The sequence below is a fragment of the Bacillus sp. FSL W8-0848 genome, assembly GCF_038007805.1.
Taxonomy (GTDB): domain Bacteria; phylum Bacillota; class Bacilli; order Bacillales; family Bacillaceae; genus Bacillus; species Bacillus glycinifermentans.
In genome coordinates this window covers 224,441-246,617 of the sequence record NZ_JBBOYB010000001.1, presented here as the reverse complement: position 1 = coordinate 246,617, position 22,177 = coordinate 224,441, and the positions used below count along the sequence as shown (strand labels likewise).

The following is a 22,177-nucleotide window of genomic DNA, read 5'->3' as shown; positions in this document are numbered from 1 at the left end:
TCACGCCATGATTACATAGACCTAGTCAATATACGGAAGGCGGGCCGCCTCTCGTCTCCCCATCGTATTGCTCTTCAATTTCAAGCCCCGAATCGAGCATCTCGCTTTCGATCTTTTCCAACACCTGTTCATTTTTTCCGTAATGTAATCCATCATAATGAAACGCATCATTCGGCTCCTTTTCTTCTATGGACGCCAAAATATCGTGAATATCGTTATGATCGCCGGAGATCGAGCCGAATCCCTGGTTCTGTTTTTTGTAGTTCACAAAACCGCTCGGCAGGTTGTTTCCGAGGTTGACGCATGAGGCGCCTTCAACTGTTCCGATCGAAATCGCTCCAATAAAAAATGAAGGGGAAAAACGTTTCACGGCCAACATCCTTTCGTCTAATTGATCGTATAAGGCACTGCTTTTCCGTTTATTTTCACTTCGATTTCATCGGTTTTCCTTTTTTTCTTTTGGTGAGGCGGTCTTTTCGGTTTCGGATGGATATATGGGGAGAAGACATTTCCCATATTCAGCATCCCGCTCAGATCCTTTATTTCGATGTTGTCGAGGTGAAATGCGAATTCTTCGAGGTTCAATTCCTGCAAATGAAGGTCTTTCACGTCCATTTTCAAAAATAAAGAAGGATGGCTTCGATGGTTGAGGGATGTCTCGAGTGTGTCGATTTTTTGAGACAATTCATCGAGTTTTTTTAGAATATCGTCTTGGCTCATATGCCCCATTCCTTTTTAATAACGCTTTTCCACAACACCTTTATTCTCTCTGACTTTATTATGCTTCCCCCTCACTGACCCAAAGCCTTCACGGATAAACGATTCGCTTTTTCTGCCTTTTAACATGTTGGTTCCGACAAATATTCCGGAAGAATTTCTGATCGCATTTACTTTTAAAGAACCGTATTTTATCGATGTCATCACGTTCTCCTTCATCATCGTTTATTTTTATAGAAAGGAATGGTGATCACCAGGACTCCCCTTTCAAATACCGCTTGAATCCTCTGCAAATCGCACTCCTCGGGGATCGGAAGCTCCCTTTTGAAAGGTCCGTAGAACCGTTCCCTGCGGATGATGACTTTCTCATTTTCTGAACCAAGTTTGTTTTCAATGATTCCTTCAATGCACAGTGCGTGGTTCGTTTTTCTCACGGTAAAGTCATCGGTGCCCGCGCCTGCCAAATCAACGGATATGATCAAGCCGCCGTTTGATTGAAGGATATCCACCCTCGGTTCAACAAATGGCGAGATCTCGTACAGGAGATTGGAAAAATCCTCTCCCAGCATCTCTTTCACGTTTGAATGAAAATGGGGTTTTACCATTGCTTAAAGCCTCCCGCAGATCTGCCAATCATTACATCTTTATTCATCCATATGTGCTTTTAACGAAAGTCATGCTAAAAGAATATCAAGGAGGCTTGTCTTCATTTCAAAACAAAATCAAGCTCTTTACACAACATCTTAAAGAGCCTGATTCTGAACTGCCGGTGAAAAGTTTAGGGAATTCATCAATGAGTCGACTCCGTCAGGGTCAAATACCGATGTCACGTTTGCTTGATTTAATACGTTTCCGGACAAGAAACCAATTCCGTTGTTAACTTTCCGGTGCGCAGCATAACCATTTAATTGATTCTCCCCGATGGCAATGACACAGTTTGTATTTTGTGAATTCACATTGACGGCGCCGAGTGAAAATCCAATTGCCAAACAAATCACCTTCCTTTTTCGAACCAAAAAGCAGCCTTTAGTGAAAATCGTTTATTTGACAGTCATTGTCATCATTATCAATCACAAGAGTCGTATTTTGGGAATTTTGAACGGTGCCGGTAAATCTCCCTTGACCGGCTATTCGCTTGCTGTGCGCGCTCCAGCCGTTCACTTCATTTTCGCCGACTGAAATGGCTGCACAAGTATCTATGACGTTAACATTGATTTCTCCGATATCCACTTCATTTACATTTCCTTCCTTAGGTCCAAGCAGGATGTTCGGCTGATTTTGGATCGGCGTGTCGACGATATCATTGTCCGTCACATAACTATAGTTGTTTGAAATCTGCGAATTGCTGATCGATCCGAAACCGTAATTGTTTTTTCGATGTGAAGACCAATTATGCGCATAATTGGTTCCGACAAAAATTCCTGAAGAAGTATCGATGGAATTTACACTGATTTGATAAACATTGACCTGATTGATGATTGTGTCACGGTTCAATTTTTTTCAGTCCTCGATATTTTTCGGTGATTGCATCTGAATTCAATACTTTACAATATGTTTTGACATGAATAAAAGTTCTGGGTCACTTTTCAAAGGATCAAAAAATCAAACTTTTTCACACTTCATCCGTATAAAGATAAAGAGGGGGAGAAAGATGCCAAATTCACCAGAACAAAAAGCAAACATTCCAAAGACCCTAAGCGAAAAGGTCTGGGATATGTTAGGCTGTTTATGCTATGCCGGGTCGATCGTCTTTTTGATCTTGATTTGGAGCAAGCTTCCTGAAAAAGTGCCCGTACATTATGGCGTACTCGGTGAAGCAGACCGCTGGGGATCAAAATGGGAGCTGATCATATTGCCCGGAATCGGGATGTTCATTCTCTTGCTTATGACGCTATTGGAAAAGCACTTTGAAATCCACAATTATCCTAAACGGTTGAATGAGACAAACGCAGAACGCTTTTATTTGCACAGCCGAAAACTGATCAATCAACTTAAAAACGTGTGTATCATCATATTCTCTTTCATTCTGCTCGAATCTGCCTCGATTGCTTTAGGATGGGGCAGCGGTTTTGGCAAATGGTTTTTACCGATCGCCCTATTTGCCGTCGGTTTTCTTGTTGCATCGAGCATGATCAGGCGCAGAAAGATACGATAGCTTAAAAAAGGTCCTCTGCCGGGGCCTTTTTTGTATGTTCGGCCGGTTTGCTGAAATTAATTTCCCCATGCCGGCCCGGCTTGTCAATATGAAATGAATAGAGTAATATATTGTTTAGCGATTATGGTCGACCGAATACCGTCGACTACAAAAAGATATTCAGGTGTTCATAAAGGAGAAGAAGCAACATGTCGATTGTGTTCGTTATGTTTTTACTAGGTCTTTTGCTTGGCTTTGTCGGGGCCGGTGGAGCCGGATTTGTCATCGCGCTGTTAACGATGCTGTTTCACATTCCGATTCATACAGCATTGGGAACGTCTCTGGCCGGCATGGCTTTTACGAGTTTATCGGGCACGTACAGCCACTTTCGCGAGGGAAATATCAAGCTGAAAATCGGCTTAACCGTCGGCTGTTTTGCAGCAGCGGGATCCTTTGTAGGAGCTAAGCTGACTTCTCTGATACCTTCAAGCTCATTGCATTATATGACCGCGGGAATGTTATTTTTATCGGCCATCCTCATTTTAATCAGATTATTCTTTTTGAAAGAAAAGGAAGCTGCGCAGGAAACGAACCTTGCCTTTTGGATCAAGGCCTGTTTATTGGGAATCGTGGCCGGCGTCCTGTCCGGAACGTTCGGAATCGGCTCTGCACCTTTTATTCAAATCGGGTTGATGATGATGCTGAACCTGTCGATTCGCCATTCCGTAGGAACGACAATGCTCGTCATTATTCCGCTCTCATTAGGCGGTGGGGTCGGCTATATTTCAGAAGGATTCGTCGATTATGTCCTATTGGTCAAAATCCTGATCGGTACGATGTGCGGCGCGTATGTCGGGGCTAAATTTACCAATGTCCTGCCGAAAGTCGTCTTGAAATCGGGTTTATTTTTAACTCCCGCCGTTTCGGGGTTCATTCTCTTATTTTAATTCAGTGCCCGGCTTGCGGCCGGGCATTTTGTTTATCCTGCACTTGGAGTGGTTATAGTGGGGGATAACGAAGGAACCTGTGGTAAAATACGAAATGAGAACGAATACGAGGATGAGAAGCGTGATTGAAAAACCAAAACCGTTTTATGAACAATCCTACCATGCGATTAAGCGAATGATATTTGAAGGGAAATTAAAACCCGGTGAACGAATCGCCGAAGCGAAGTTAGCCAAGGAGCTCGGCGTCAGCAAAAGCCCTTTGAGAGAAGCGATCAGGGTTCTGGAAAAAGAGGGGCTCATCGTCATCGACTCAAGAGTGAAGGTCTATCAGCCGACAATCAAGGACGTTGAAGAAATCTATTTTTGCCGGATGGCGCTTGAATCATTTGCTGCGGGATTGACGGCAAGAATTGCAACGGCAGAGGAACTGAAAACGATCGAAGACGTTTTGCAAAAAACGGAGGAAGCCATCCTTCAATCCAAAGATCAAAACACGATTATCGAATTAAATGATACATTCCACAACTTAATTGTCCAATATACAAAAAACAGTCTATTGCGGAAACAGCTCAACGATTTGGAAGGGTTAATTTATTATTTCCGTATTTTGAATTTTGAAGGAGAAAAACGGGCTGAAGCCATTTTGGAGCAGCATCGGGAAATTTTCCGCCATATGAAACAAAGAGACGACGAGCAGGCATCAAAAGCGATGATTCGCCACCTTCAGCTTGATCTTGACCACTTAGCCGAAGTGCTGTCTCATCAATAAAAAGGGCGGCCTTTCTTACGGCCGCCTCTCATTTCTAATAGAAAGAAACAAATTCATTAACCGGCTTGCGATATCCTCTCAAGCGTCGGTTGCTTTCTTTTTCTTTGCCGATCGTTATCATGAGGACGATTTCATGTGTATCCGGGATCTTCAGCAGATCGCGAACTTGATCGCTGTCAAATCCGATCATCGGGCAGGTGTCCCATCCCCGGTTCTTGGCGGCGAGCATAAACATCATCGCAGAAAGAGAAGCATTGCGAATCGCCTCTTCCTTCATGAATTGCTCCCCGCGCGACTCGTAAAAATGGGTATTGTTTTCGATCATTTCCTGCAGCTCAAAGTCCTTAATAATTCCTAAATCCCTCATGCCTTCGTTGATTTTTTCCGTTTGCCGGTAGGCGTAGCGGTCTCCCGTCACTAAAATCACGGCAGAGGCTGAATGCACTTTATATTGGCCGTTCGCAGCTTCCTTGACTTTTTCTTTTAAATCCTTATCCAATACCACTTTATACTCTGTGTGCTGCAAATTGAACGCCGAAGGCGCAAGCTTGATATCCTCAAAGATAGGCTCCAAATCTTTCACCGTGATTTGAACATCTTCCAGGAAATTATTTGCAGAGTGTCGCGTTTCGATAAGCTCGTTAAATTCCATTCTCAAAAACTCCATTCATCTATACTTTTCCGATAAGTTTCCTTATTTATATAATCGGCGATAAGCTCCCTATTGTTTAGCGACGCTCGCTTCGCTGTTATGATACGATGTTGGAAATGAGGTGAACTCAGAGCATGAACATAACCATTAGAAAAATGGCAAGCGGGGATCTGGGCCGGCTGCCCGATATCGATGACAGTTTCGTCGTAGACTCGGTTCTGCTTCTCACGCTTGAGGAAAATAAAATCCGGTATTCGGTAAAACCAATTCAAAGCTACGAAAAAAGCTATACGGAAGAATCAGAGCCCGCTGATTACTCTGTATATCTCGATAATCCCGATCAAGCCGTTTATTTGGCGTTTGCCGGCAATCAGCCTGCAGGACTTGCCGCAGTCAAACGGAACTGGAATGAATATGCCTATATCGAGGACATCAAAGTCGATTCAGCGTTTAGACGCAATGGAATCGGGCGGAGACTAATGGAGCAAGTCAAACGCTGGGCGCAGGAAAAAGGCCTGGCGGGGATCACGCTGGAAACGCAGAACAACAATGTGAAAGCATGCAAATTTTATGAAAGCTGCGGATTTGAAATCGGCGGGTTTGATCTATGCTTATATAAAGGGATGGATCAACATCAAGATGAAATCGCGCTTTACTGGTATTTGACGTTTTAAATCTAAAAAAGAGTGATGAACATCGATTGTTCATCACTCTCTTGCTTTATTCTTCGCTCTTTTTTCTGCCAAACGGCCACCAGTTGCCTTCTCCGAACGTCACAGTGATCGCCGGAATCAACAGCGGCAGGATGACGAGTCCGTATAACAGAAGGCCGACAATGACGACTGTCGCCACTTGCATCAGCGTATTGACCCCTGATGGCATCATGGCGGCGAATGTACCTGCCAAAATAACGGCTGCCGTCATAATCACAGACCCCATCTTGCTCATGGACTTTACGATGCCCTGGCTGATGCCGAGGTGCACCTCTTCCTTAAACCGGTCAAGCAGGAAAATCGAATAATCCACCCCTAAAGCGATCAGGATCACAAAGCTGAAGAATGGAACGGCCCAGCTGACCCCGTCGTCGCCCATGACCCGGACAAAAATCAGCTCCGTAATCGATATCGACGTGTAATATGTGATAAACAGAGACGCAATCATATAGATGGGCATGATCATGGAACGGAACAAAATCGTCAGCACCGCAAACAAACCTATGACCATAATCGCCATCGTGCGGGATAAGTCTGTCGTCGACAGCTCTTTTAAATCGGCGTTCTGACTGGAGACTCCGCCGTACGCAATCGTTGCATCCTTCAATGGAGTGCCTGAGACTTCATCGGCGACGGCTTTTTTGATCTGATTAACCGTTGTAATGGCCTGTTCCGAATACGGGTTGATGTCGAGCACCACGCTTAATTGAACGCCTTTTTCGTCCGAAAATGAATAATTGTCGATCGACTTCTTAAATTCTTTGTTTTTCATGACCTGGTCAGAAATGAATATCCCCGTATCCTTCACTGCAGAGCTTTTGCTCATATCCTTCAGCATATCAGCGGAAGCCGTGATGCCGCCAGTCACTTTTGAAAGACCGGCATTTGCACTCTTCACACCGTCTGCAAGCTTGCCTAAGCTTGCTTTCAGCGTTCCGGCCTGCTGTTTTTGTCCTGCAAGCTGCTGATCGGCTTGCTCAAGCCCGCTTTGAATCTGTCCAAGCTGGCCGCTGATTGCAGTCAGCTGAGGCACCGACTGTGCGGTGCTGCCCGTTTGAGCCATCTGTTTGCTGATGAGCTGGAGCTGGCTGTTGATTTTTCCTAACCCATCGGCTGCATCCCCCAGCGAACCGCCCGATTGTCCGCTCCCGGCAGAATCTGCGGCTTGCCCCGCGATTTGTCTTAGGCCCGCTTCTACATCAGTTAAACCTTTTTGAACATCGCCGAGGCCTTTTGTCGCTTTATCAAGTCCGTCTGAAACCGCCCCAAGCTGGTGATCAATCGACAGGTCTTCAATTTCCTTTCCCGTCGGCTGCGTGATCGTCATCACCGAATCGACGTGATCCACCTTCTCAACGGCTTTGCTGACGTTCCCGAGATAAGGAATCGTTTCAGCCGTCGTCAGCTTGTTTTCACCTTTGATGACGACATTCACCGGAAAGGCTTTTCCTTCTCCAAGCCCTTCTTTTATCGCCTCAAGGCCTTTTACCGATTTATAGCTGCTGCTGATTTCCGAAGTGGAATCGAAAGAAATTTGATCATCATACGTTAACATAAACGGAACTGTAATGATGGCCGTGATGATGATAAACAAGAACGGGCGCGCAACCGAATGTCTGCCAAGAAACGCCCACAATTTATTGTCGCTGTGTGAAAGCACTTTTTTGGACGGCCAAAATAATTTTTCACCCAGGGTCACCATAAACAACGGAAGCAGCGTATACAAAATGATCATTAATACGCCGACCCCGACAGCGACACCTACGGCAGATTGGAATATCGCAAATTTGGCAAACCCGAGAGAGGAAAAACCGATCAATACGGCAAAGCCGCTGATAAAGAGCGTTTTCCCCCCTGTGCGGTAAGCGATCAAAGTCGACTCTATTTTGTCATGCCCGTTTGCCAGCTCTTCGCGGAAGCGCGTCAGAAGAAGGATGCAATAATCCGTCCCGATCCCGAACAGGATCGCCACCAAAAACGTCTGTGTAAAACTCGAAATCGGAAAATCAACATGATGAACCAGGATCGCCAACAGCGATTGGCTGATCAAATAGGAAAAACCGACAGCGATAATCGGAACAAAAGGCGTTACGACTGACCGAAACACAACCAAAAGCAAACCGATAATTAAAAAGACCGTGATAACTTCGGTTTTCTTCAGCCCTTCCTCTGAGCTGTGTGCAAAGTCCTGATTAATGAGAGACGCTCCTGTAATGTATGCCGTCAAGTCTTCGGGAACGATTTGATAAATACGATCCGCGATCTTTTCCACTTGTTTATCCGATCCTGTGACCGTAACGGGAATGAGGACCGTTTTCTTATCCTTTGATATCAGTTGATCTTGTATCTCCCTGTCGCCTGAAAAAGGAGATGTAACGCCTTTCACGCCTTCGATCTTTTTGATCTGATCCGCTGCATCGCGCATGCTTTCTTTTTCGTCTTTCTTAAAGGCGTGATCCAGCGAAAAAACAACGCTGATTGTATTATTATTTTCCCCTGCATCTTTCAGAATCTCCTTTGCCTTCTCAGATACCGAATCAGCAGGAAGCTGCACCTGCCCCTTTTGATTCGCCAGCTCGGTCAGGTTCGGGGAAAATAAATTTAAGATGACCGTAAGTGCCAAAACGCATGCGGCAATGATCCATTTGTATTTGACGATCAATCTCATTCCGTCACGTCTCCTTTAAATTTTTGTTTTAACATCTTGAATATCTCGATAAAGGAATCCAAGTGCTCCTCATCTGTATCATCAATCACTTTTTTTAAAGCCTTAAAAATGGCCGAATCTAATTCTTCCATGACGTTTTCGCCTTGCTCCGTAATTTTGATAAGCTTGGAACGTTTATCGTGCTGGACAGGAGAGTCATCCCATTCAACGAGTCCTTTTTCAAGCAGCTTCTTCAGCCTGTTGGAAACGGCGCTTTTATGTACATTTTGTATGAGCGCAAGGCTTCCCGGAGTGGAAGGTCCTTTAATTTTTAAAACGGTTAATAAATCAGCCTGTTCCCTTGAAATGTGCTGAAACACATCCTGGTCAATTTCACGCTGTACAAATTCCGTGCCGACAAACAATACTTCTGCAAAGAGATCGATCGCCTGGCACAATTTCTTTTCATCCAAAAGGATTCACCTCTGCATTAGTTTACACCGCTAAACTTTATTCGCATGTCATATAGTTTATACCGTTAAACTATATGGTGTCAATATTTTTATTAATTCGGGTATTAGTAAACGATTTTGAACCTTTTTAATGAAATTAAATTGACTTGTCTGACATATAGTAATAATACAATTACTAAAAGACGGTGATATCCATGAAAGAAAAAATTGCAAAAGAATATATCGAATTGATCCCTAACGTATTCGCCGGGTTCAGCGAATTAAACAAAGATGCGACAGGGCTGACGCATATGCAAAATCACGTCATCGAATTTATGTATATGCAAAAAAGAGCCTTAAACATGAAAGACATCAGCACCGGGTTAAATATCGCAAAACAGCAGCTGACGAACGTCATCGGCTCATTGGAAGCCGACGGCTATGTGACAAAAGCGCCCGATCCTAAAGACAAACGCGCCGTCCTCGTCTCTTTGACTTCTCTCGGCAAGGGAATGGTCGAAAAAAAATGGACGAGGATTTATGAAACGTTCAGCGGCAATCTCAATAAATTGAGCGATGAAGAGCTCATCGATTTACACTTTGCGCTTCACAAAGCGAACGTATTATTGAAAAAGATGGAGGATTAAAACATGAATCAAAGAGAACGCGTTACAATCATCTGTTTGGGAGTGATCACCGGCGTGGTGTCGGGACTTCTGTTGAAGGATATGTACAAATGCCTTGTGACCGGCGTCATCGCAGCTTCCGTCATCACGCTTCGGTTAAGCATGAAAGCGAAAACGGAAAAAAGAGCCTGACTGACGGGCTTTTTCTTTATCATAGCAACCGCCGCTTGATCAGGCTGATTTCCGTCAATTTCTCCTTCCCTGAAAATGCCTGTTGCACAAACAGATTCTAAATTTTTGAACTCCTGAATGACCACAATGCTATAATTGAGAAAAATGTGAAAGAAAGCAGCGTGTGTACTATGAAGCTATCCTTTTTGCCTAAGAACGCCTTTATCGATCCAAATGGTCAGAATATTAAGGAAATTATGAACATTGTTGATCAAGTCGTCAAATTCGTCATTGAGCACGCAAGCAGCGCCGGGAATCACCGCACTTTGCCTTCCCCGGAATCATCGTATTACGGAGATATACCCGAGACTGGGATCGAATTAGAAGAGCTTTTAAAAAAGTTGCAGGCGATTGTAAAAAACTCCATGAATCCTCTAAGTCCGGATTATATGGGTCATATGGATTCCATTCCGTCTCTAATGTCTTGTCTGGGCGAATTCGTCAGCACTTCAGTGAACAACAATATGCTGAGCCTGGAAATGTCGCCTGTCTTTTCAAAAATGGAAGTACAGCTTATGGGCACCGTCGCCCGTATGTTTGGATACGATGACAACTCAGGGGGCGTGATGACAAGCGGCGGAAGCCTCGCGAATCTTCAAGCGCTTGCAGCAGCGCGCAATCGTCAATTGAAGGTAAAGGAATCGGGGTTATTCGGACTTACCGGACAGCCGGTTATCTTTGCTTCAGACGTCAGCCATACTTCCTTGCATAAAGCAGCAATGCTGTTGGGCCTGGGAACCTCCAGCATTATCCCGGTGAAAAGCAGCAGCGATTCGAAAATGGATCTTGACGATTTAAAAAAGAAAATCAGTCAGGCAAAAAATGAAGGAAAGATTCCATTTGCAATTGCAGCCACGGCCGGAACGACGGTAACAGGAAGCATCGACCCCATTCGATCGATCGCTGACACCGCAAAGGAAAACGGATTGTGGCTGCATGTCGACGCGGCATACGGGGGAGCACTCATTTTTTCAGAAGCTTACCGCGACAAGCTGAACGGTATCGAAATGGCCGATTCCATCACATTCAATCCGCAAAAATGGATGTACGTCGCGAAGACTTGTGCAATGGTTTTGTTCAAAAATCGCGGCGTTTTGGAAACCGATTTTCGCATTTCCGCCCCATATATGAACGAAACCGACTTTGCAAACCTGGGCGAAATAAGCGTTCAAGGCACGCGGCATGCGGATATCCTAAAATTATATTTATCGCTTCAACACATCGGATTAAAAGGATACAGGGAGCTGTTGCATGAAAGCCTCGCATTAAAAGACGAATTTATTAAGCAGGTGAAACAGCGTCACTATCTCGAACTGTCCGGCGAGCCGGATACAAATGTTGTATGCTTTAGAGGCGTTCCTCATGACGTTGATGAAGCTCAATGGGATCACTGGAATCTCGAATTGCAGCAGTTTTTGTTGAATGAAGAAAACATCTTCTTTTCATTGCCTGCATTTAGAGGAAGCCGCTGGCTCCGCGCCGTTTTATTAAATCCTTTTATCTCAAATACCCTTATTCAAAGAGTTTTTGAAAAAATTGATGAGTTTTATGAACAGGGGTAACAGACTTTGAAAAGGAGGAGAAATATGACAAATAAAGTTGGCACAGAAGAAGCCATTCAAAGATGGAACCGATTTGCCGATGCGTACGCCGCCAATCATACCGAACTGGGAGACATTCATAAAGAAGTGTTTTTAAATCCTGCTATTTTTTCTCTCATTGAAACGGTAAAGAATAAACGCGTGCTTGACGCCGGGTGCGGTGAAGGGTATTTCAGCAGGCTGCTGGCCAAGGCCGGAGCAGCTGTAACAGCTGTCGATTACTCGCCGAGAATGATCGACATCGCCAAGGAAAGAACGCCGGATGATTTGCCGATTGAGTATCGGCACGGGAACTGTGAAGACTTGAATATGTTGGAAGACAAAAGCTTTGACTTGATCATATCGAATATGGTCATACAAGACCTCGCGGATTATGAAAAAGCGTTTCAGGAAATGCATCGGCTGCTGACAGACCGCGGATGTTTTATTTTTTCGAGTTTGCATCCCTGCTTCATTACGCCGGAAAGCGGCTGGGAGAAATCGAAAGACGGCAAAAAGCTGCATTGGAATGTAGATCAATATTTTTATGAAGGTACATACGAACAAAGGTTTGGCGATCGGGAGAATATGCTGTTCTTCCATAGAACCTTGACGAGTTACATCAACACTTTGATTAAAACGGGCTTCATGCTGGAAGGCATAATAGAACCAAAGCCGTCAGAAGAGATGCTGAAAAAATATCCGTCATTCGAAGAAGATTTCAGATGTCCTGATTTTATCGTTTTTAAATTGCGAAAAAGCTGAAAAACGGAGCCGCTGCCGGTTTCGTCAACGGCCCGATTATTCAGATCCGCTCGCCTCGGCAAGTGTCTTCCCTTTTGTTTCCGGCGCCCATGCAATCGATACAATCAGTCCGATTCCGGTCAGGACAGCCATGATGATCATGGTAGCAGACACGCCTAAATACGTTAACGAGTACGGCAGGAGGAATGTTCCTATAAATGAGCCGATCCGGCTGAATGCGGTTCCCATTCCGACTGCTGATGCCCGAATATCCGTCGGGAAGAGTTCGTTTGGATAAATGTAATCCAGAACACTCGGACCTCCGGAGAAGAAAGCATAGATGGAAAAGCCGAGAAGAACAACGAAAATAGATGCGTTTGGAAAAATGCCTAAAATCAGCATTCCGATTGTCATCATGAAAAAAGACCATATGATCACAGGGCGGCGGCCGATTCGGTTGACCAGCAACAAAGCCGGGATGCAGCCGATTAAATAGAAGAAACTGATCACGACTTCACTGATGAAAGAAGTGTTCTCTCCTTTTAATCCAAATGCCCCTAAAATTTGCGGGGCAAAGGTGTAAAGCGCAAAGGTCGGAATTACTTGAAATGTCCAAAACAGCCCGATAAACAAGGTGCGTTTTAAATAAATGCCCTCAAACATTTTTTTAAAACGCGTTTTTTCCACTTTTCCGGTTTCATGTGAAAGGTCTACTTCTTCTCCATATACATCTTTAATGATGTCCTCAGCTTCCTCTACGCGGTTTTTGCTTAACAGCCAGCGCGGCGACTCAGGCGTTCCCCATCTCATGACAAGCAGAATCAATGTAGGAACAGCACTGCTGGCAAGAATCCAGCGCCAGGCGCTGTCACCGAGATTCATCAACAGAAAGGCGACGATATAAGATACGAGAGCTCCTAAATACCACATGGACATTAAGATTCCCAGCATTCTTCCCCGGTGTTTTTTGGGGGAAAATTCAGCAAGCAACGCTGTAGCAATCGGGTAATCGGCCCCGATGGCGACTCCCATTAAAAAGCGGATAATGGTTAATTCAAGTCCGCTATTGACAAAGAATTGCAGTACCGAAAATATGAATATAGCAATCAGGTCAAGGGTATACATCACGTGCCTGCCGACCAGATCGGTAATATAGCCAAATAATGCCCCTCCTACTAATAAACCTAAAAGAGCAGAAGCCCCCACCATCGCACTCCAAAATGTCGTCAGATCAAGCTGTGTCGTCATTTGTGTTAAAGCAACGCCAATAATCGTTAAAATGTAACCATCCAAGAACGGGCCCCCGCAAGTATAAATCGTCAATTTACGGTGGAAAGACGTAAAAGGAGACTCATCCATTATGGTTTTTACACTCATTTTACCTGCATGCCCCCTTTTTTTTTGAGACCCAAGCCATCTCAAGCGGTATACTAAGTATTTCTCCAAACCCCTTTTTTATACAAAAAAAGACAAGGGCCATTTATCAAATACCTTGTCTTTAGTCGTGTTAAACATGTAAAAAGCTCCTTACTGTTCAGAGCACCTAGTCCAAAATATACATTTTTGATTATATTGAATTAACGGGCCGGAAAGAGAGGGGATGAAATGAAAAAACAAGATTCACAAGACGTAATAGATGAACTGAATGCGATAAGCTCATGGATACAAACCTATGGATCCTATATTCAAGCAATTGGCCAAACGAAATTTTTATCTGAAAAAGAGGAGAAAAAAAAGAAGGAATTGAATTGCAGATAAAAGGAAATTTGATTCAGGCGTTAGGCAACGGCATTCAGGCTGCTTTGGCTGAAATACAAGGAAAGAATGAAAAAGACAAAAAAGGGGTCGCTTTGGATGTTTTAGGCCCGCTGATCCAATCAATCGGAAATGGAATCGAAGCCGCAGCAGAAAGCGATTAATTTTTGCATCATTCCGTCCACCCGAATACCTCTCTTTTCCGAAACTGCTCAATCCCCGGAAAAATGATAAGGACATGTTTATCGCCTATTCCGCAACTACCCATATCAGCATACATTATCTCAAAAAGGGGGAGATATTAAATTGGATATCAGCTACCATCAAGCTCCTGATTATGTTCCTCACCTTCAACCAGATCTATATCCAGACTTATATTACCGGGATCCCAACCTTAAACAGCAAACACTGACAGCCATAGATCCGGTTGTCAGACACGGATTGCGCGAGGCCCAGCATCTCGGTTACCGGCACGCATTAAGGGAAGCGGTCGCAATTGGATATTTGATGGGAAGAGGCTATCATTATCATAACGCTTGGAAAACCGTTGAATCTTGGTGGAGACCGCCGGGGACCCCGTTGCCTCAGCATCCGTACTAAGATCCATTCAGCTGTTTGAATCCCAAATCAAACAGCTGAATTTTTCACTTTAGAAATGGTCATCCCATCGCCGATCGGAATGAGAAGGGATTCTAATCGGGGATGGCTTGCCGCGGTTTCATTGAATGACCTCATCAATTCGGTCCGACGGTTAGATTCAGCGTCCTGATCTGCTACACTGCCGCCTGCAAGTACATTATCGGCAACGATGACCGCACCAGGCTCTGAAAGCTTGATGCAATACGCGAGGTAATTTTCATAATTTCCTTTGTCGGCATCGATAAAGAAGAAGTCGAATCGCTTATGATCGCGGACAAGTTTTTCAAGGCTTTCCAAAGCCGGTCCGGTCATATATGCGACTTGATCACCAAAGCCCGCTTTCGAAAGATTGCTGTGTGCCAGCTTTGCGTACTTCTCTTCTAATTCAAGAGAAGTTAACGTTCCTTCGCTGCCGAACCCCCTCGCGAGGCAAATCCCGCTGTATCCCCCGAGCGCTCCGATTTCGAGAACGCGTTTAGCCCCTGAAATCGATACAAGCATCGTCAGAAGTTTTCCGGACGAGGGAGTTACCGATATGGAAGGCATTCCGTTTTCTTTTATGGACGAAAGGACTTCCTGCAAAAGGGCATCCTGGCATGGAAACACTGAGTCGATATAACGGCTAATTTGTTTCATCGGGTTCAGTTCCTTTCTCACTTTTGTCTGAAGCCTCATTTCGATCCGATTCTTCCTCTGTCTTATTCGGTATTTCCGCCGCTTCCCCTTCCTGTATGTCAAACAATTGAATAAATTCGTTGATCACCATATCAATCGCTTTTAATTCACCGAAATATTTGCTGGATCGATTGAAACTCAGCCTCTTCCAACTGTTTCTTAATGGTCGAACGGTTAAGATTCATCATCTCCAAAAAAGCAATCGCTCTTCCCCGGCGGAACGTTTTTGGTCCGCCTTTTCCTTTTTTATGCTAAGCCGCGATGATGATGTCCCTCTTTTTTAAGATCTTTATGTGCTCATTTTCTGCACGTCTTGAATCAAATGTATGGGGTCATGCCAACGGATTAACGACCCGTCAATGCAAGATATTTATGCACAATCGCTTTGGCGAGACAAGATGATGAATCAATGCAACGAATGGCTGATTGTTTATCTGTCACGACATTTAAATCCGTACAGGCAATCACAGCCGCGTCAATTTCCCCGGTTAGTTCTTTAGAGAACGTTTCCCACAATTGAACGGCTTCGTCTGTTTGACCTGTTTTAATCATTTGTATGATTTGGTTCACACGCGCTTGCCAATGATCTTTATGGATATAATCCAGGCCGTTTTTCAAAAAAGCATCTTGAAAAATGCCCGACTGAACTGTCGGATCAGTAGCTAATAAGGCTATCTTTTTTGAATGTCCGGGTATGGCTTTCATCGTTTCATCGACCATGTTTAAGAGCGGTACTGAAACCGAATGTTGCAGCTGTTGAAAATAGATGTGTGCCGTATTGCAAGGTATCGCAATAAAATCGGCCCCTGTTTGTTCAAGCTTACGGGCGCCTTTTATAATTGCCGCTTCCATCTCTTCATGATTAATGGGTCGATCAATAAAGAAAGGAGTCGAACACGAATAAATCATCATATGCGGGAAATCTATATCATATGTTGCCCCATACATTCTTTGACACTCGTCTACTACTTTATCAACGAACGGCCCGGTCGATTTCGGCCCCATGCCCGCAAGTATTCCTATCATCGTTGCTCCTCCTTTTTACACTGATATTCAAATTATACCATGCATCACCATCACCTGAAGGAAATGACAGAAAAGAGGAAGGTCATTTGCGGCGCATATCCGGGGTGCCTTTTCGTTTGAAAGAAATACTAGTATAACAGAAGCTAAAAGTTTCTCGATGGCATTACAACAGACCTGTTTTCTCCTAAACGGGCGCCTTTTATTTCTGAAGGCGTCTTTTTTATCGAATATCAACCAGATGAACAAGCAAGAAAAGAAAGGAATTGCAGTATGAAAATAAGTAAACACTGGGGAATTTCATTATTGGCAGTCTTGTCAATCGGCCCCGGATTAATGATGAATAGTGCGTTTACTTCAGCGCAAAGGCTGGTGCAGCAGACGTTTCATGCCGAAGCTAATGCAGCTCTTATTCCGTTTGTCGTTGGAGCCGTCGCTTTTGGTTTATTCGTTCCGTTCGGTCCTTTTCTGCGGCATCGAATCGGTGCTTTGAGAACGTATGTCGCCTCAATGTGTCTTTTTATATTGGGCGCATTGATATGCGGAGCATCTCCGAATTTGTTATGGATGACAATCGGCCGCATGCTGCAGGGGATCGGCACGGGGACAGTGCTCATGATGATGATTCCCATGCTGGTCCTTTCATTCCCAATCAGCATTCGAAATTTTGCATTGTTTGTCCTTGTCGGCGGATTGTTCGGCTTTGCCATTTTGGGAACGTTTTTCGGGGCGATCTCTTCTGTTTCCGGCCACTGGAGATGGTTATGTTATGCAGCCGGCGCATGTTCATTCATCGGAATTGCTTTGAGCCGCATCTTTCTTCAAAACGAACATTCGACAGAGACCAGACATCCCTTTGATGTTATCGGATTTATCCTGTCGGGAATCGTTTCTGCTTTGACGGTTCTCACGTTCATCGGCTTTTTAAAACGGGGATTGTCCTCTCCTTATGTATGGGAAAGTGCGGGGGCAAGTCTTCTCCTCTTTGTGATTTTATTTACAACGCAATGTTACATGAAAAAACCCTTCCTCCCGTTCAAATTGCTGTTGCGTCCAAAGCCAATATTGGGGCTGCTAGTCATTGTTTTAGGTTATATGTGCATGGTGTTCAGCCTGTCTTCCCTGCAAGGAATGCTGAAAGATAACGGGATTTCACACCATGATTTCCTGCTTTTCTATTTATTCTTCATTTGCGGCGTCGGGATCTCAGCGCTGCTCAGCGCCTTGCTGTATGACAAACTCGGCCCGGGCATGATCGGAATCTTAGGATCGATATGTATCATGGCCGCCGTTCTGCAAGGACTGTTATTGGGCAATCATGTCCCGTTGTATATGTATGCCTGCAATTTTATGATTTTATTGGCCGGCGTCGGGTTTACCGTAGCATCCGGCCTCATGGGGGCTGCTTTAGGAGGTCCGCTGCCGGACCTGGTGCAAAGGATGGTCGCCGTTCAGTTTATTCGACTGTTCGCTTATGCGTGGATACCCATCATCGCAAGTTTTGCCTTAAAAAAAGACATGGCCTGTCATTTGATGAATACCGGCAAAACTGAAGCGGCCCACATGATGACATATCATGATTTTTTCTTCATTTCCTTTATTCTGAGCCTGCTGATTTTATGTTTCTCGTTTGGAATGGCGCTTACAGGAAAAGGGCATAAGCTTGCTCATAAACCGCATCATCAAAAAACACATACAGGTATTTCACAGCATCTTCCCCGTCGCGTTCATGACCGGACTCTCGGGCAACTCAAGCACATTTCGAGAAAAATGAGTGATCAAGAATTCAGGCGTGCGCTTAAACAGTTTCAAAACAATACGTAGGGATCGAACGAAAAGACAAGGGATACGCTTGAGCCCTTGGGGGCAGACTATAAAGTTGTGAAAATCGGAAATCAAGGCGATACATATCCAGTCCTTGAAAAAAAGGGTCAATGGGTACATATTCAAGTGGACAGCACTCAGTCGGGCTGGATCGCAGGATGGTTGGTATCAGATTCAAATCAATCAGGTTCTTCTGCCGTTTCTCGAACCTCGGCCTCTCAAAATGCCAATAGTTTAAGAGGAAAAAATATTGTGATTGATGCCGGGCATGGAGGGAGCGATCCAGGAACGATTGGCTACAGCGGTTCCCTTGAAAAAAATCATACGCTAAGAACAGCATCACATCTTGCTTCTCTTCTAAAAGAAAAGGGGGCGCATGTGATTCTGACCCGCGCGTCCGACCGTTATTTGAGTTTAAACAGCCGCGTTGCGATCAGCAGCACTTATCATACATATGCATTTGTTTCTGTTCACTACAACTCATCTCCTGTTCATTTGAGCCGCGGGGTTGAAGTGTATTACTACAAAGGAGGCGCTGACAAATCGCTGGCTGCAAATGTACTACGCAGCGTATCCAATGAAACCGGATTTCCAAGCAACTGCGTTCGTTTCGGCGACTTTTATGTCTTGAGGGAAAATCCAAAACTTGCGGTATTATTGGAACTTGGCTATATCTCAAATCCCGGCGAAGAATCGGCTATACAGTCAGAAACTTATCAAATAAGAGCAGCCAATGGGATTGTACATGGGTTATCTGATTACTTTAGTTCTTAATACGAAACAGATTCTGTCTTAATACGAAACAGATTCTGTCTTAATACGACAGCGACCAGGTGGTTTTTACGGAGGTATCATGCAGACAATCAAAAAATCAGGAATATATGTAAATCCTAAAAAAAGACGTTGGGAATATTGGGTTGTAGAAGAAAATAGCTCTCCCATCCTTGTATCATGGTTAAGCTGGGGCGCTTCCCAAACCGTTTATGACAACTGGGAGTCCAGTTTGGAACGATAGACGAATAAGATTAACGACAGGATATGAACAATTTAAAACCTAACCGTTTGGTTAGGTTTTTTGTTTGGAATTTGCTTGATCCTTCACAACACGTCATTGGTTTATTTTCGAAAAGAACTCGTTAAACGCTGATCTGTTTATGGTAATTTGATTTTTTCTTGGCCTGCAATTGCCAAAAACCGTATAATGCCGATGCCAGCAAAAGAATGCCTGCTGATATATAAACGAATCGTACGCCAATCAAATCTGAAATAAACCCGATACCCAGAATGGACAGCATAAAAATCAACTGTACGAGAGCTGATCTTGCAGACATAATGTTTACTCGCGTTTGCTCAGTTGTTATGTTCTGAATAATTGTTTCCTGTGCTAAGTCTCTCAGGATATAAGCCGGCCCCATCAAAATAACCAATAAAAGGGCTAAATATGCATTGCTTATAAAACCATATATTAAAGTTAACATTCCATATGAGATAGCACCAATTAACATAAAAGTTATTAACTTATGTTGGAATCTGCCGGAAAGTTTATAGATGATACATCCTCCGATCATCGCCCCTAAATAATATGCTCCATTTATATAGCCCCACCACGATTCGCCTTTATGTAATGCCTCGTTTACAAAAGCCAACGAGACAGCCCCTATCCAAATCATTCCCGCCCATGACTCGATTACATCCATAATGATTATTGCTCTTAGGTTCTTTTGTTTAAACAAGTATTTCCAACCGCTTATTACACTGAAATAGGGAGTACTTTTTCCGATTATAGTGGCATGGTGTTTTGTTCTAAGGCAAAACATGATGAAAAAAAGCGATATCAACAATAAAAGGATCGTGATGATCATCGTGTATCCCTCTCCTAAAAAGGCGATGATAAGACCTCCCAGCGACCAGCCTACAAATTGAAACGTTTGATCCACTGTTGATAATAATCCATTTGCTTTCACTCTTTCACCAGGAGGGATGATTTCGCCAATCAACGCACTTTTTAAAGGCGCAAACCACCCATTAAAAAATGAAATCCCGCCAATCATCACGAAAACGAAAATCATCATTTCAAAGGAATACGTTTGCAAAAGAAAATAAACCAAGCATACTAACAAAACAATTTGGATGAATTGAGAAATCACTACTGTAAGACGAAGGTTAAATTGGGTTGCAACCAACGGCAATACAGCACTTCCTATAATACGAAACATAATACTGATGAATGTCACAAGAGAGGCGATTGCTGTAGAGTTCGTCATGTTGAACAGAAATGAAATGACTGCCATCGTATATAGAGAAAAACCTAAGTTTGTAGTGGTCTGGCTTAATAAAATAGAATAATAGCTTTTCTTCACAAAAATCCCTCCTTTCTCCTCAAGAGCATATAACATATTAAAATAACTAGACGATTAACAACACTATTAGATTTCATTTTACATGCAATCAATAACTGTTATATCTAATTATAAAATACTGTAACTTAATATAATTTCCTTTATATTATTGAAATTTGATATAAAATAAAAACTGTATTATATTATTTATAAATTCTGTTATACAAAAAACAGACTCCCTTGCACGTAACGAAACATTCATTTAAAGAGGATTGGGAGGAAATGTTCATGTCAAAACATTCACCGATTACCCCTGATTTAAGCGACGGCGGCATTCGCTATTTTCAAGCTTATGACGAAAGCCTCGGTCTTTGGCCAGTTCACTACAAAGCTTTCTATGTATCTACCCGTTTCGGCCAAACTCATATTATTGCAAGCGGACCTGAGGATGCCCCGCCGCTTGTATTGCTTCACGGGGCATTATTCAGCTCCACTATGTGGCATCCCAATATCGAGGATTGGAGCAGCAAATACCGAACATATGCAATCGATATCATAGGTGATAAGAACAAAAGCATCCCTGCAGATTTATGCGGTACGAGGGCGGGTTACGCCGATTGGCTTCTTGATGTGTTTGACGCTCTGGGGATCGAAAAGTCGCACATTGTTGGACTTTCGCTTGGTGGGCTTCATACGATGAATTTCGTTTTACGTGCGCCAGAGAGAGTAGAAAGCGCAGCTATCCTTAGTCCCGCGGAAACATTTTTGCCGTTTCATCACGATTTTTATCAATACGCTCTTAGTCTCACAGAGCCTGATGGAGTAGAGAATTTCTTAAAGTGGATGATGACAGACCGTAATGTGTTACACCCGGTTTTTGCAGAGCAGTTTCATGCAGGCGTGATGTGGCAGGATGGATTAAGACAGCCAAAGCCCAACGCCGACGGATTTCCGTATGTTTTCACCGATGACGAATTAAAATCAGTAAAAGTCCCTATTCTATTATTGCTGGGTGAACATGAAGTCATCTATGACCCGCAATCAGCCTTACATCGCGCCTCAACATTCGTTCCTGGTATTGAAGCAGAAATCATAAAACAGGCAGGCCACGTTTTATCAATGGAACAGCCTCAATACGTAAATGAACGTGTATTACGTTTTTTCAGTAAATAAACCACAGTCTTATAATTGTGTAAGAGAATCTCAATCGGTATTCGTATTCTGGATATTTTTATTAATATAGAAATAGAGTCTCTTATAGGCTCTATTTTTTTCGCGGGATTAATGATTAGATCCAGCCTGCTCCGCATAGAAGGCCCCCCACTCAGACAAAGTGCTTAAAATCGGCAAAAGGCTTTTTCCAATTTCAGAAAGAGAGTATTCTACCTTAGGCGGTACTTGATGATGAACAAATCGATTGACTATACCGTCCTCTTCCAATTCCCTCAGCTGCTTTGTTAACATTTTTTGCGTAATTTGCGGTAAAGCTCTTTTTAATTCGCCAAAGCGCATATTTTTTTCGCCTAAATACCACAAGATGAGTACTTTCCATTTACCCCCTATCAGCTTCAATGTCAATTCTATTGAACATCTATACTCGTTATCCTTGTATTTCACCAGCATTCGCTTCCCTCCCCAGATTAGTATCAAAATGGATACTGCGTGTCCCAAAAGTGCTTGCTTGTTATTTTATACCATAGTTTTTATGAT

28 protein-coding genes and 1 pseudogene are annotated in these 22,177 nt (G+C 43.6%); 14 read left to right on the top strand and 15 right to left on the bottom strand.

Translation table 11 applies throughout. The annotated features are described in order from the left end of the window. Positions 1-25 precede the first annotated feature (25 nt). The 6 genes from NSQ39_RS01440 to NSQ39_RS01415 all read right to left on the bottom strand — a co-directional run bounded on the left by NSQ39_RS01440 (position 26) and on the right by NSQ39_RS01415 (position 2,211). Positions 26-370 (bottom strand): hypothetical protein, encoded by a 345-nt coding sequence (locus NSQ39_RS01440; RefSeq protein ID WP_231947416.1) that lies wholly within the window; start codon positions 368-370, stop codon positions 26-28. Between the two features lie 17 nt (positions 371-387). Further along, positions 388-720, bottom strand: a complete 333-nt coding sequence (locus tag NSQ39_RS01435) for a hypothetical protein (RefSeq protein WP_046129085.1) — start codon at positions 718-720, stop codon at positions 388-390. Positions 721-735: 15 nt separating this feature from the next. Continuing rightward, positions 736-921 (bottom strand): hypothetical protein, encoded by a 186-nt coding sequence (locus NSQ39_RS01430; protein WP_175075319.1) that lies wholly within the window; start codon positions 919-921, stop codon positions 736-738. Positions 922-935: 14 nt separating this feature from the next. After that, complete coding sequence (locus NSQ39_RS01425) at positions 936-1,322, bottom strand: Hsp20/alpha crystallin family protein (RefSeq protein WP_175075320.1); 387 nt, start codon at positions 1,320-1,322, stop codon at positions 936-938. 138 nt (positions 1,323-1,460) lie between these two features. Beyond that, positions 1,461-1,706, bottom strand: coding sequence for a hypothetical protein (locus NSQ39_RS01420; protein ID WP_046129088.1), 246 nt, complete (start codon positions 1,704-1,706; stop codon positions 1,461-1,463). Positions 1,707-1,743: 37 nt separating this feature from the next. Continuing rightward, entirely contained in the window at positions 1,744-2,211 is a 468-nt protein-coding gene (locus NSQ39_RS01415) for a hypothetical protein (protein WP_175075321.1), read from the bottom strand. Between the two features lie 157 nt (positions 2,212-2,368). On the opposite strand from NSQ39_RS01415, the gene NSQ39_RS01410 reads away from it, so the two are divergent. From NSQ39_RS01410 to NSQ39_RS01400, 3 genes are all read left to right on the top strand, one after another. Then, positions 2,369-2,872, top strand: coding sequence for a DUF1648 domain-containing protein (locus NSQ39_RS01410; protein WP_175075322.1), 504 nt, complete (start codon positions 2,369-2,371; stop codon positions 2,870-2,872). Between the two features lie 188 nt (positions 2,873-3,060). Continuing rightward, positions 3,061-3,798, top strand: a complete 738-nt coding sequence (locus NSQ39_RS01405; protein ID WP_175075323.1) for a sulfite exporter TauE/SafE family protein — start codon at positions 3,061-3,063, stop codon at positions 3,796-3,798. 112 nt (positions 3,799-3,910) lie between these two features. Beyond that, positions 3,911-4,567, top strand: coding sequence for a GntR family transcriptional regulator (locus tag NSQ39_RS01400; protein ID WP_175075384.1), 657 nt, complete (start codon positions 3,911-3,913; stop codon positions 4,565-4,567). 34 nt (positions 4,568-4,601) lie between these two features. On the opposite strand, the gene NSQ39_RS01395 is transcribed toward NSQ39_RS01400, so the two are convergent. Then, the gene (locus tag NSQ39_RS01395) at positions 4,602-5,219 is read right to left on the bottom strand and encodes a nitroreductase family protein (protein WP_175075324.1); all 618 of its coding nucleotides are present in this window, start codon (positions 5,217-5,219) and stop codon (positions 4,602-4,604) included. 134 nt (positions 5,220-5,353) lie between these two features. Between NSQ39_RS01395 and NSQ39_RS01390 the strand changes: the two genes are divergently transcribed. Then, positions 5,354-5,893, top strand: coding sequence for a GNAT family N-acetyltransferase (locus NSQ39_RS01390; protein ID WP_175075325.1), 540 nt, complete (start codon positions 5,354-5,356; stop codon positions 5,891-5,893). A 46-nt stretch (positions 5,894-5,939) separates the two neighbouring features. Here the strand turns inward: NSQ39_RS01390 and NSQ39_RS01385 are convergent, their stop codons facing one another. Next, on the bottom strand, positions 5,940-8,600 hold the full coding sequence (locus NSQ39_RS01385) for an MMPL family transporter (RefSeq protein WP_175075326.1): 2,661 nt from the start codon (positions 8,598-8,600) through the stop codon (positions 5,940-5,942). Further along, the gene (locus NSQ39_RS01380; RefSeq protein ID WP_175075327.1) at positions 8,597-9,052 is read right to left on the bottom strand and encodes a MarR family winged helix-turn-helix transcriptional regulator; all 456 of its coding nucleotides are present in this window, start codon (positions 9,050-9,052) and stop codon (positions 8,597-8,599) included. The genes NSQ39_RS01385 and NSQ39_RS01380 overlap by 4 nt, the downstream gene beginning before the upstream one ends. Positions 9,053-9,246: 194 nt before the next feature. On the opposite strand from NSQ39_RS01380, the gene NSQ39_RS01375 reads away from it, so the two are divergent. The 4 genes from NSQ39_RS01375 (at position 9,247) to NSQ39_RS01360 (ending at position 12,233) form a co-directional block, all read left to right on the top strand. Then, a complete protein-coding gene (locus NSQ39_RS01375; RefSeq protein WP_175075328.1) occupies positions 9,247-9,678 on the top strand; it encodes a MarR family winged helix-turn-helix transcriptional regulator in 432 nt (143 codons plus the stop codon). 3 nt (positions 9,679-9,681) lie between these two features. Then, positions 9,682-9,849 (top strand): hypothetical protein, encoded by a 168-nt coding sequence (locus tag NSQ39_RS01370; protein ID WP_175075329.1) that lies wholly within the window; start codon positions 9,682-9,684, stop codon positions 9,847-9,849. A 170-nt stretch (positions 9,850-10,019) separates the two neighbouring features. Further along, a complete protein-coding gene (locus NSQ39_RS01365) occupies positions 10,020-11,450 on the top strand; it encodes a pyridoxal phosphate-dependent decarboxylase family protein (protein WP_175075330.1) in 1,431 nt (476 codons plus the stop codon). Positions 11,451-11,474: 24 nt separating this feature from the next. Continuing rightward, the gene (locus NSQ39_RS01360; protein ID WP_175075331.1) at positions 11,475-12,233 is read left to right on the top strand and encodes a class I SAM-dependent methyltransferase; all 759 of its coding nucleotides are present in this window, start codon (positions 11,475-11,477) and stop codon (positions 12,231-12,233) included. 36 nt (positions 12,234-12,269) lie between these two features. Here the strand turns inward: NSQ39_RS01360 and NSQ39_RS01355 are convergent, their stop codons facing one another. Next, positions 12,270-13,505, bottom strand: a complete 1,236-nt coding sequence (locus tag NSQ39_RS01355) for an MFS transporter (protein WP_254416484.1) — start codon at positions 13,503-13,505, stop codon at positions 12,270-12,272. Between the two features lie 312 nt (positions 13,506-13,817). On the opposite strand from NSQ39_RS01355, the gene NSQ39_RS01350 reads away from it, so the two are divergent. The 3 genes from NSQ39_RS01350 (at position 13,818) to NSQ39_RS01340 (ending at position 14,567) form a co-directional block, all read left to right on the top strand. Then, positions 13,818-13,970, top strand: a complete 153-nt coding sequence (locus NSQ39_RS01350; protein ID WP_341013996.1) for a hypothetical protein — start codon at positions 13,818-13,820, stop codon at positions 13,968-13,970. Then, complete coding sequence (locus NSQ39_RS01345) at positions 13,961-14,131, top strand: DUF6944 family repetitive protein (RefSeq protein ID WP_341013994.1); 171 nt, start codon at positions 13,961-13,963, stop codon at positions 14,129-14,131. Before NSQ39_RS01350 ends, NSQ39_RS01345 begins: the two co-directional genes overlap by 10 nt. 142 nt (positions 14,132-14,273) lie before the next feature. Continuing rightward, positions 14,274-14,567 (top strand): hypothetical protein, encoded by a 294-nt coding sequence (locus NSQ39_RS01340; protein ID WP_046129100.1) that lies wholly within the window; start codon positions 14,274-14,276, stop codon positions 14,565-14,567. Positions 14,568-14,594: 27 nt separating this feature from the next. On the opposite strand, the gene NSQ39_RS01335 is transcribed toward NSQ39_RS01340, so the two are convergent. The 3 genes and pseudogenes from NSQ39_RS01335 to NSQ39_RS01325 form a co-directional block, all read right to left on the bottom strand. Further along, positions 14,595-15,242, bottom strand: coding sequence for an O-methyltransferase (locus tag NSQ39_RS01335; protein WP_175075333.1), 648 nt, complete (start codon positions 15,240-15,242; stop codon positions 14,595-14,597). Next, positions 15,229-15,560, bottom strand: a pseudogene (locus NSQ39_RS01330) (hypothetical protein); the annotation flags it as partial. The gene NSQ39_RS01335 and the pseudogene NSQ39_RS01330, both read right to left, overlap by 14 nt. Positions 15,561-15,626: 66 nt before the next feature. After that, a complete protein-coding gene (locus tag NSQ39_RS01325) occupies positions 15,627-16,307 on the bottom strand; it encodes an aspartate/glutamate racemase family protein (protein WP_175075334.1) in 681 nt (226 codons plus the stop codon). A 270-nt stretch (positions 16,308-16,577) separates the two neighbouring features. Between NSQ39_RS01325 and NSQ39_RS01320 the strand changes: the two genes are divergently transcribed. Together NSQ39_RS01320 and NSQ39_RS01315 are read left to right on the top strand one after the other, a co-directional pair. Further along, positions 16,578-18,128: an MFS transporter gene (locus tag NSQ39_RS01320; protein ID WP_175075335.1), complete on the top strand. Its 1,551-nt coding sequence runs from the start codon at positions 16,578-16,580 to the stop codon at positions 18,126-18,128. Positions 18,129-18,185: 57 nt separating this feature from the next. Further along, a complete protein-coding gene (locus NSQ39_RS01315; protein ID WP_175075336.1) occupies positions 18,186-18,902 on the top strand; it encodes an N-acetylmuramoyl-L-alanine amidase in 717 nt (238 codons plus the stop codon). A gap of 362 nt (positions 18,903-19,264) precedes the next feature. On the opposite strand, the gene NSQ39_RS01310 is transcribed toward NSQ39_RS01315, so the two are convergent. After that, a complete protein-coding gene (locus NSQ39_RS01310) occupies positions 19,265-20,488 on the bottom strand; it encodes an MFS transporter (protein ID WP_175075338.1) in 1,224 nt (407 codons plus the stop codon). A gap of 267 nt (positions 20,489-20,755) precedes the next feature. Between NSQ39_RS01310 and NSQ39_RS01305 the strand changes: the two genes are divergently transcribed. Continuing rightward, on the top strand, positions 20,756-21,640 hold the full coding sequence (locus tag NSQ39_RS01305; RefSeq protein ID WP_175075339.1) for an alpha/beta fold hydrolase: 885 nt from the start codon (positions 20,756-20,758) through the stop codon (positions 21,638-21,640). A 108-nt stretch (positions 21,641-21,748) separates the two neighbouring features. Here the strand turns inward: NSQ39_RS01305 and NSQ39_RS01300 are convergent, their stop codons facing one another. Beyond that, positions 21,749-22,090 (bottom strand): winged helix-turn-helix transcriptional regulator, encoded by a 342-nt coding sequence (locus NSQ39_RS01300; RefSeq protein WP_175075340.1) that lies wholly within the window; start codon positions 22,088-22,090, stop codon positions 21,749-21,751. Positions 22,091-22,177 lie beyond the last annotated feature (87 nt).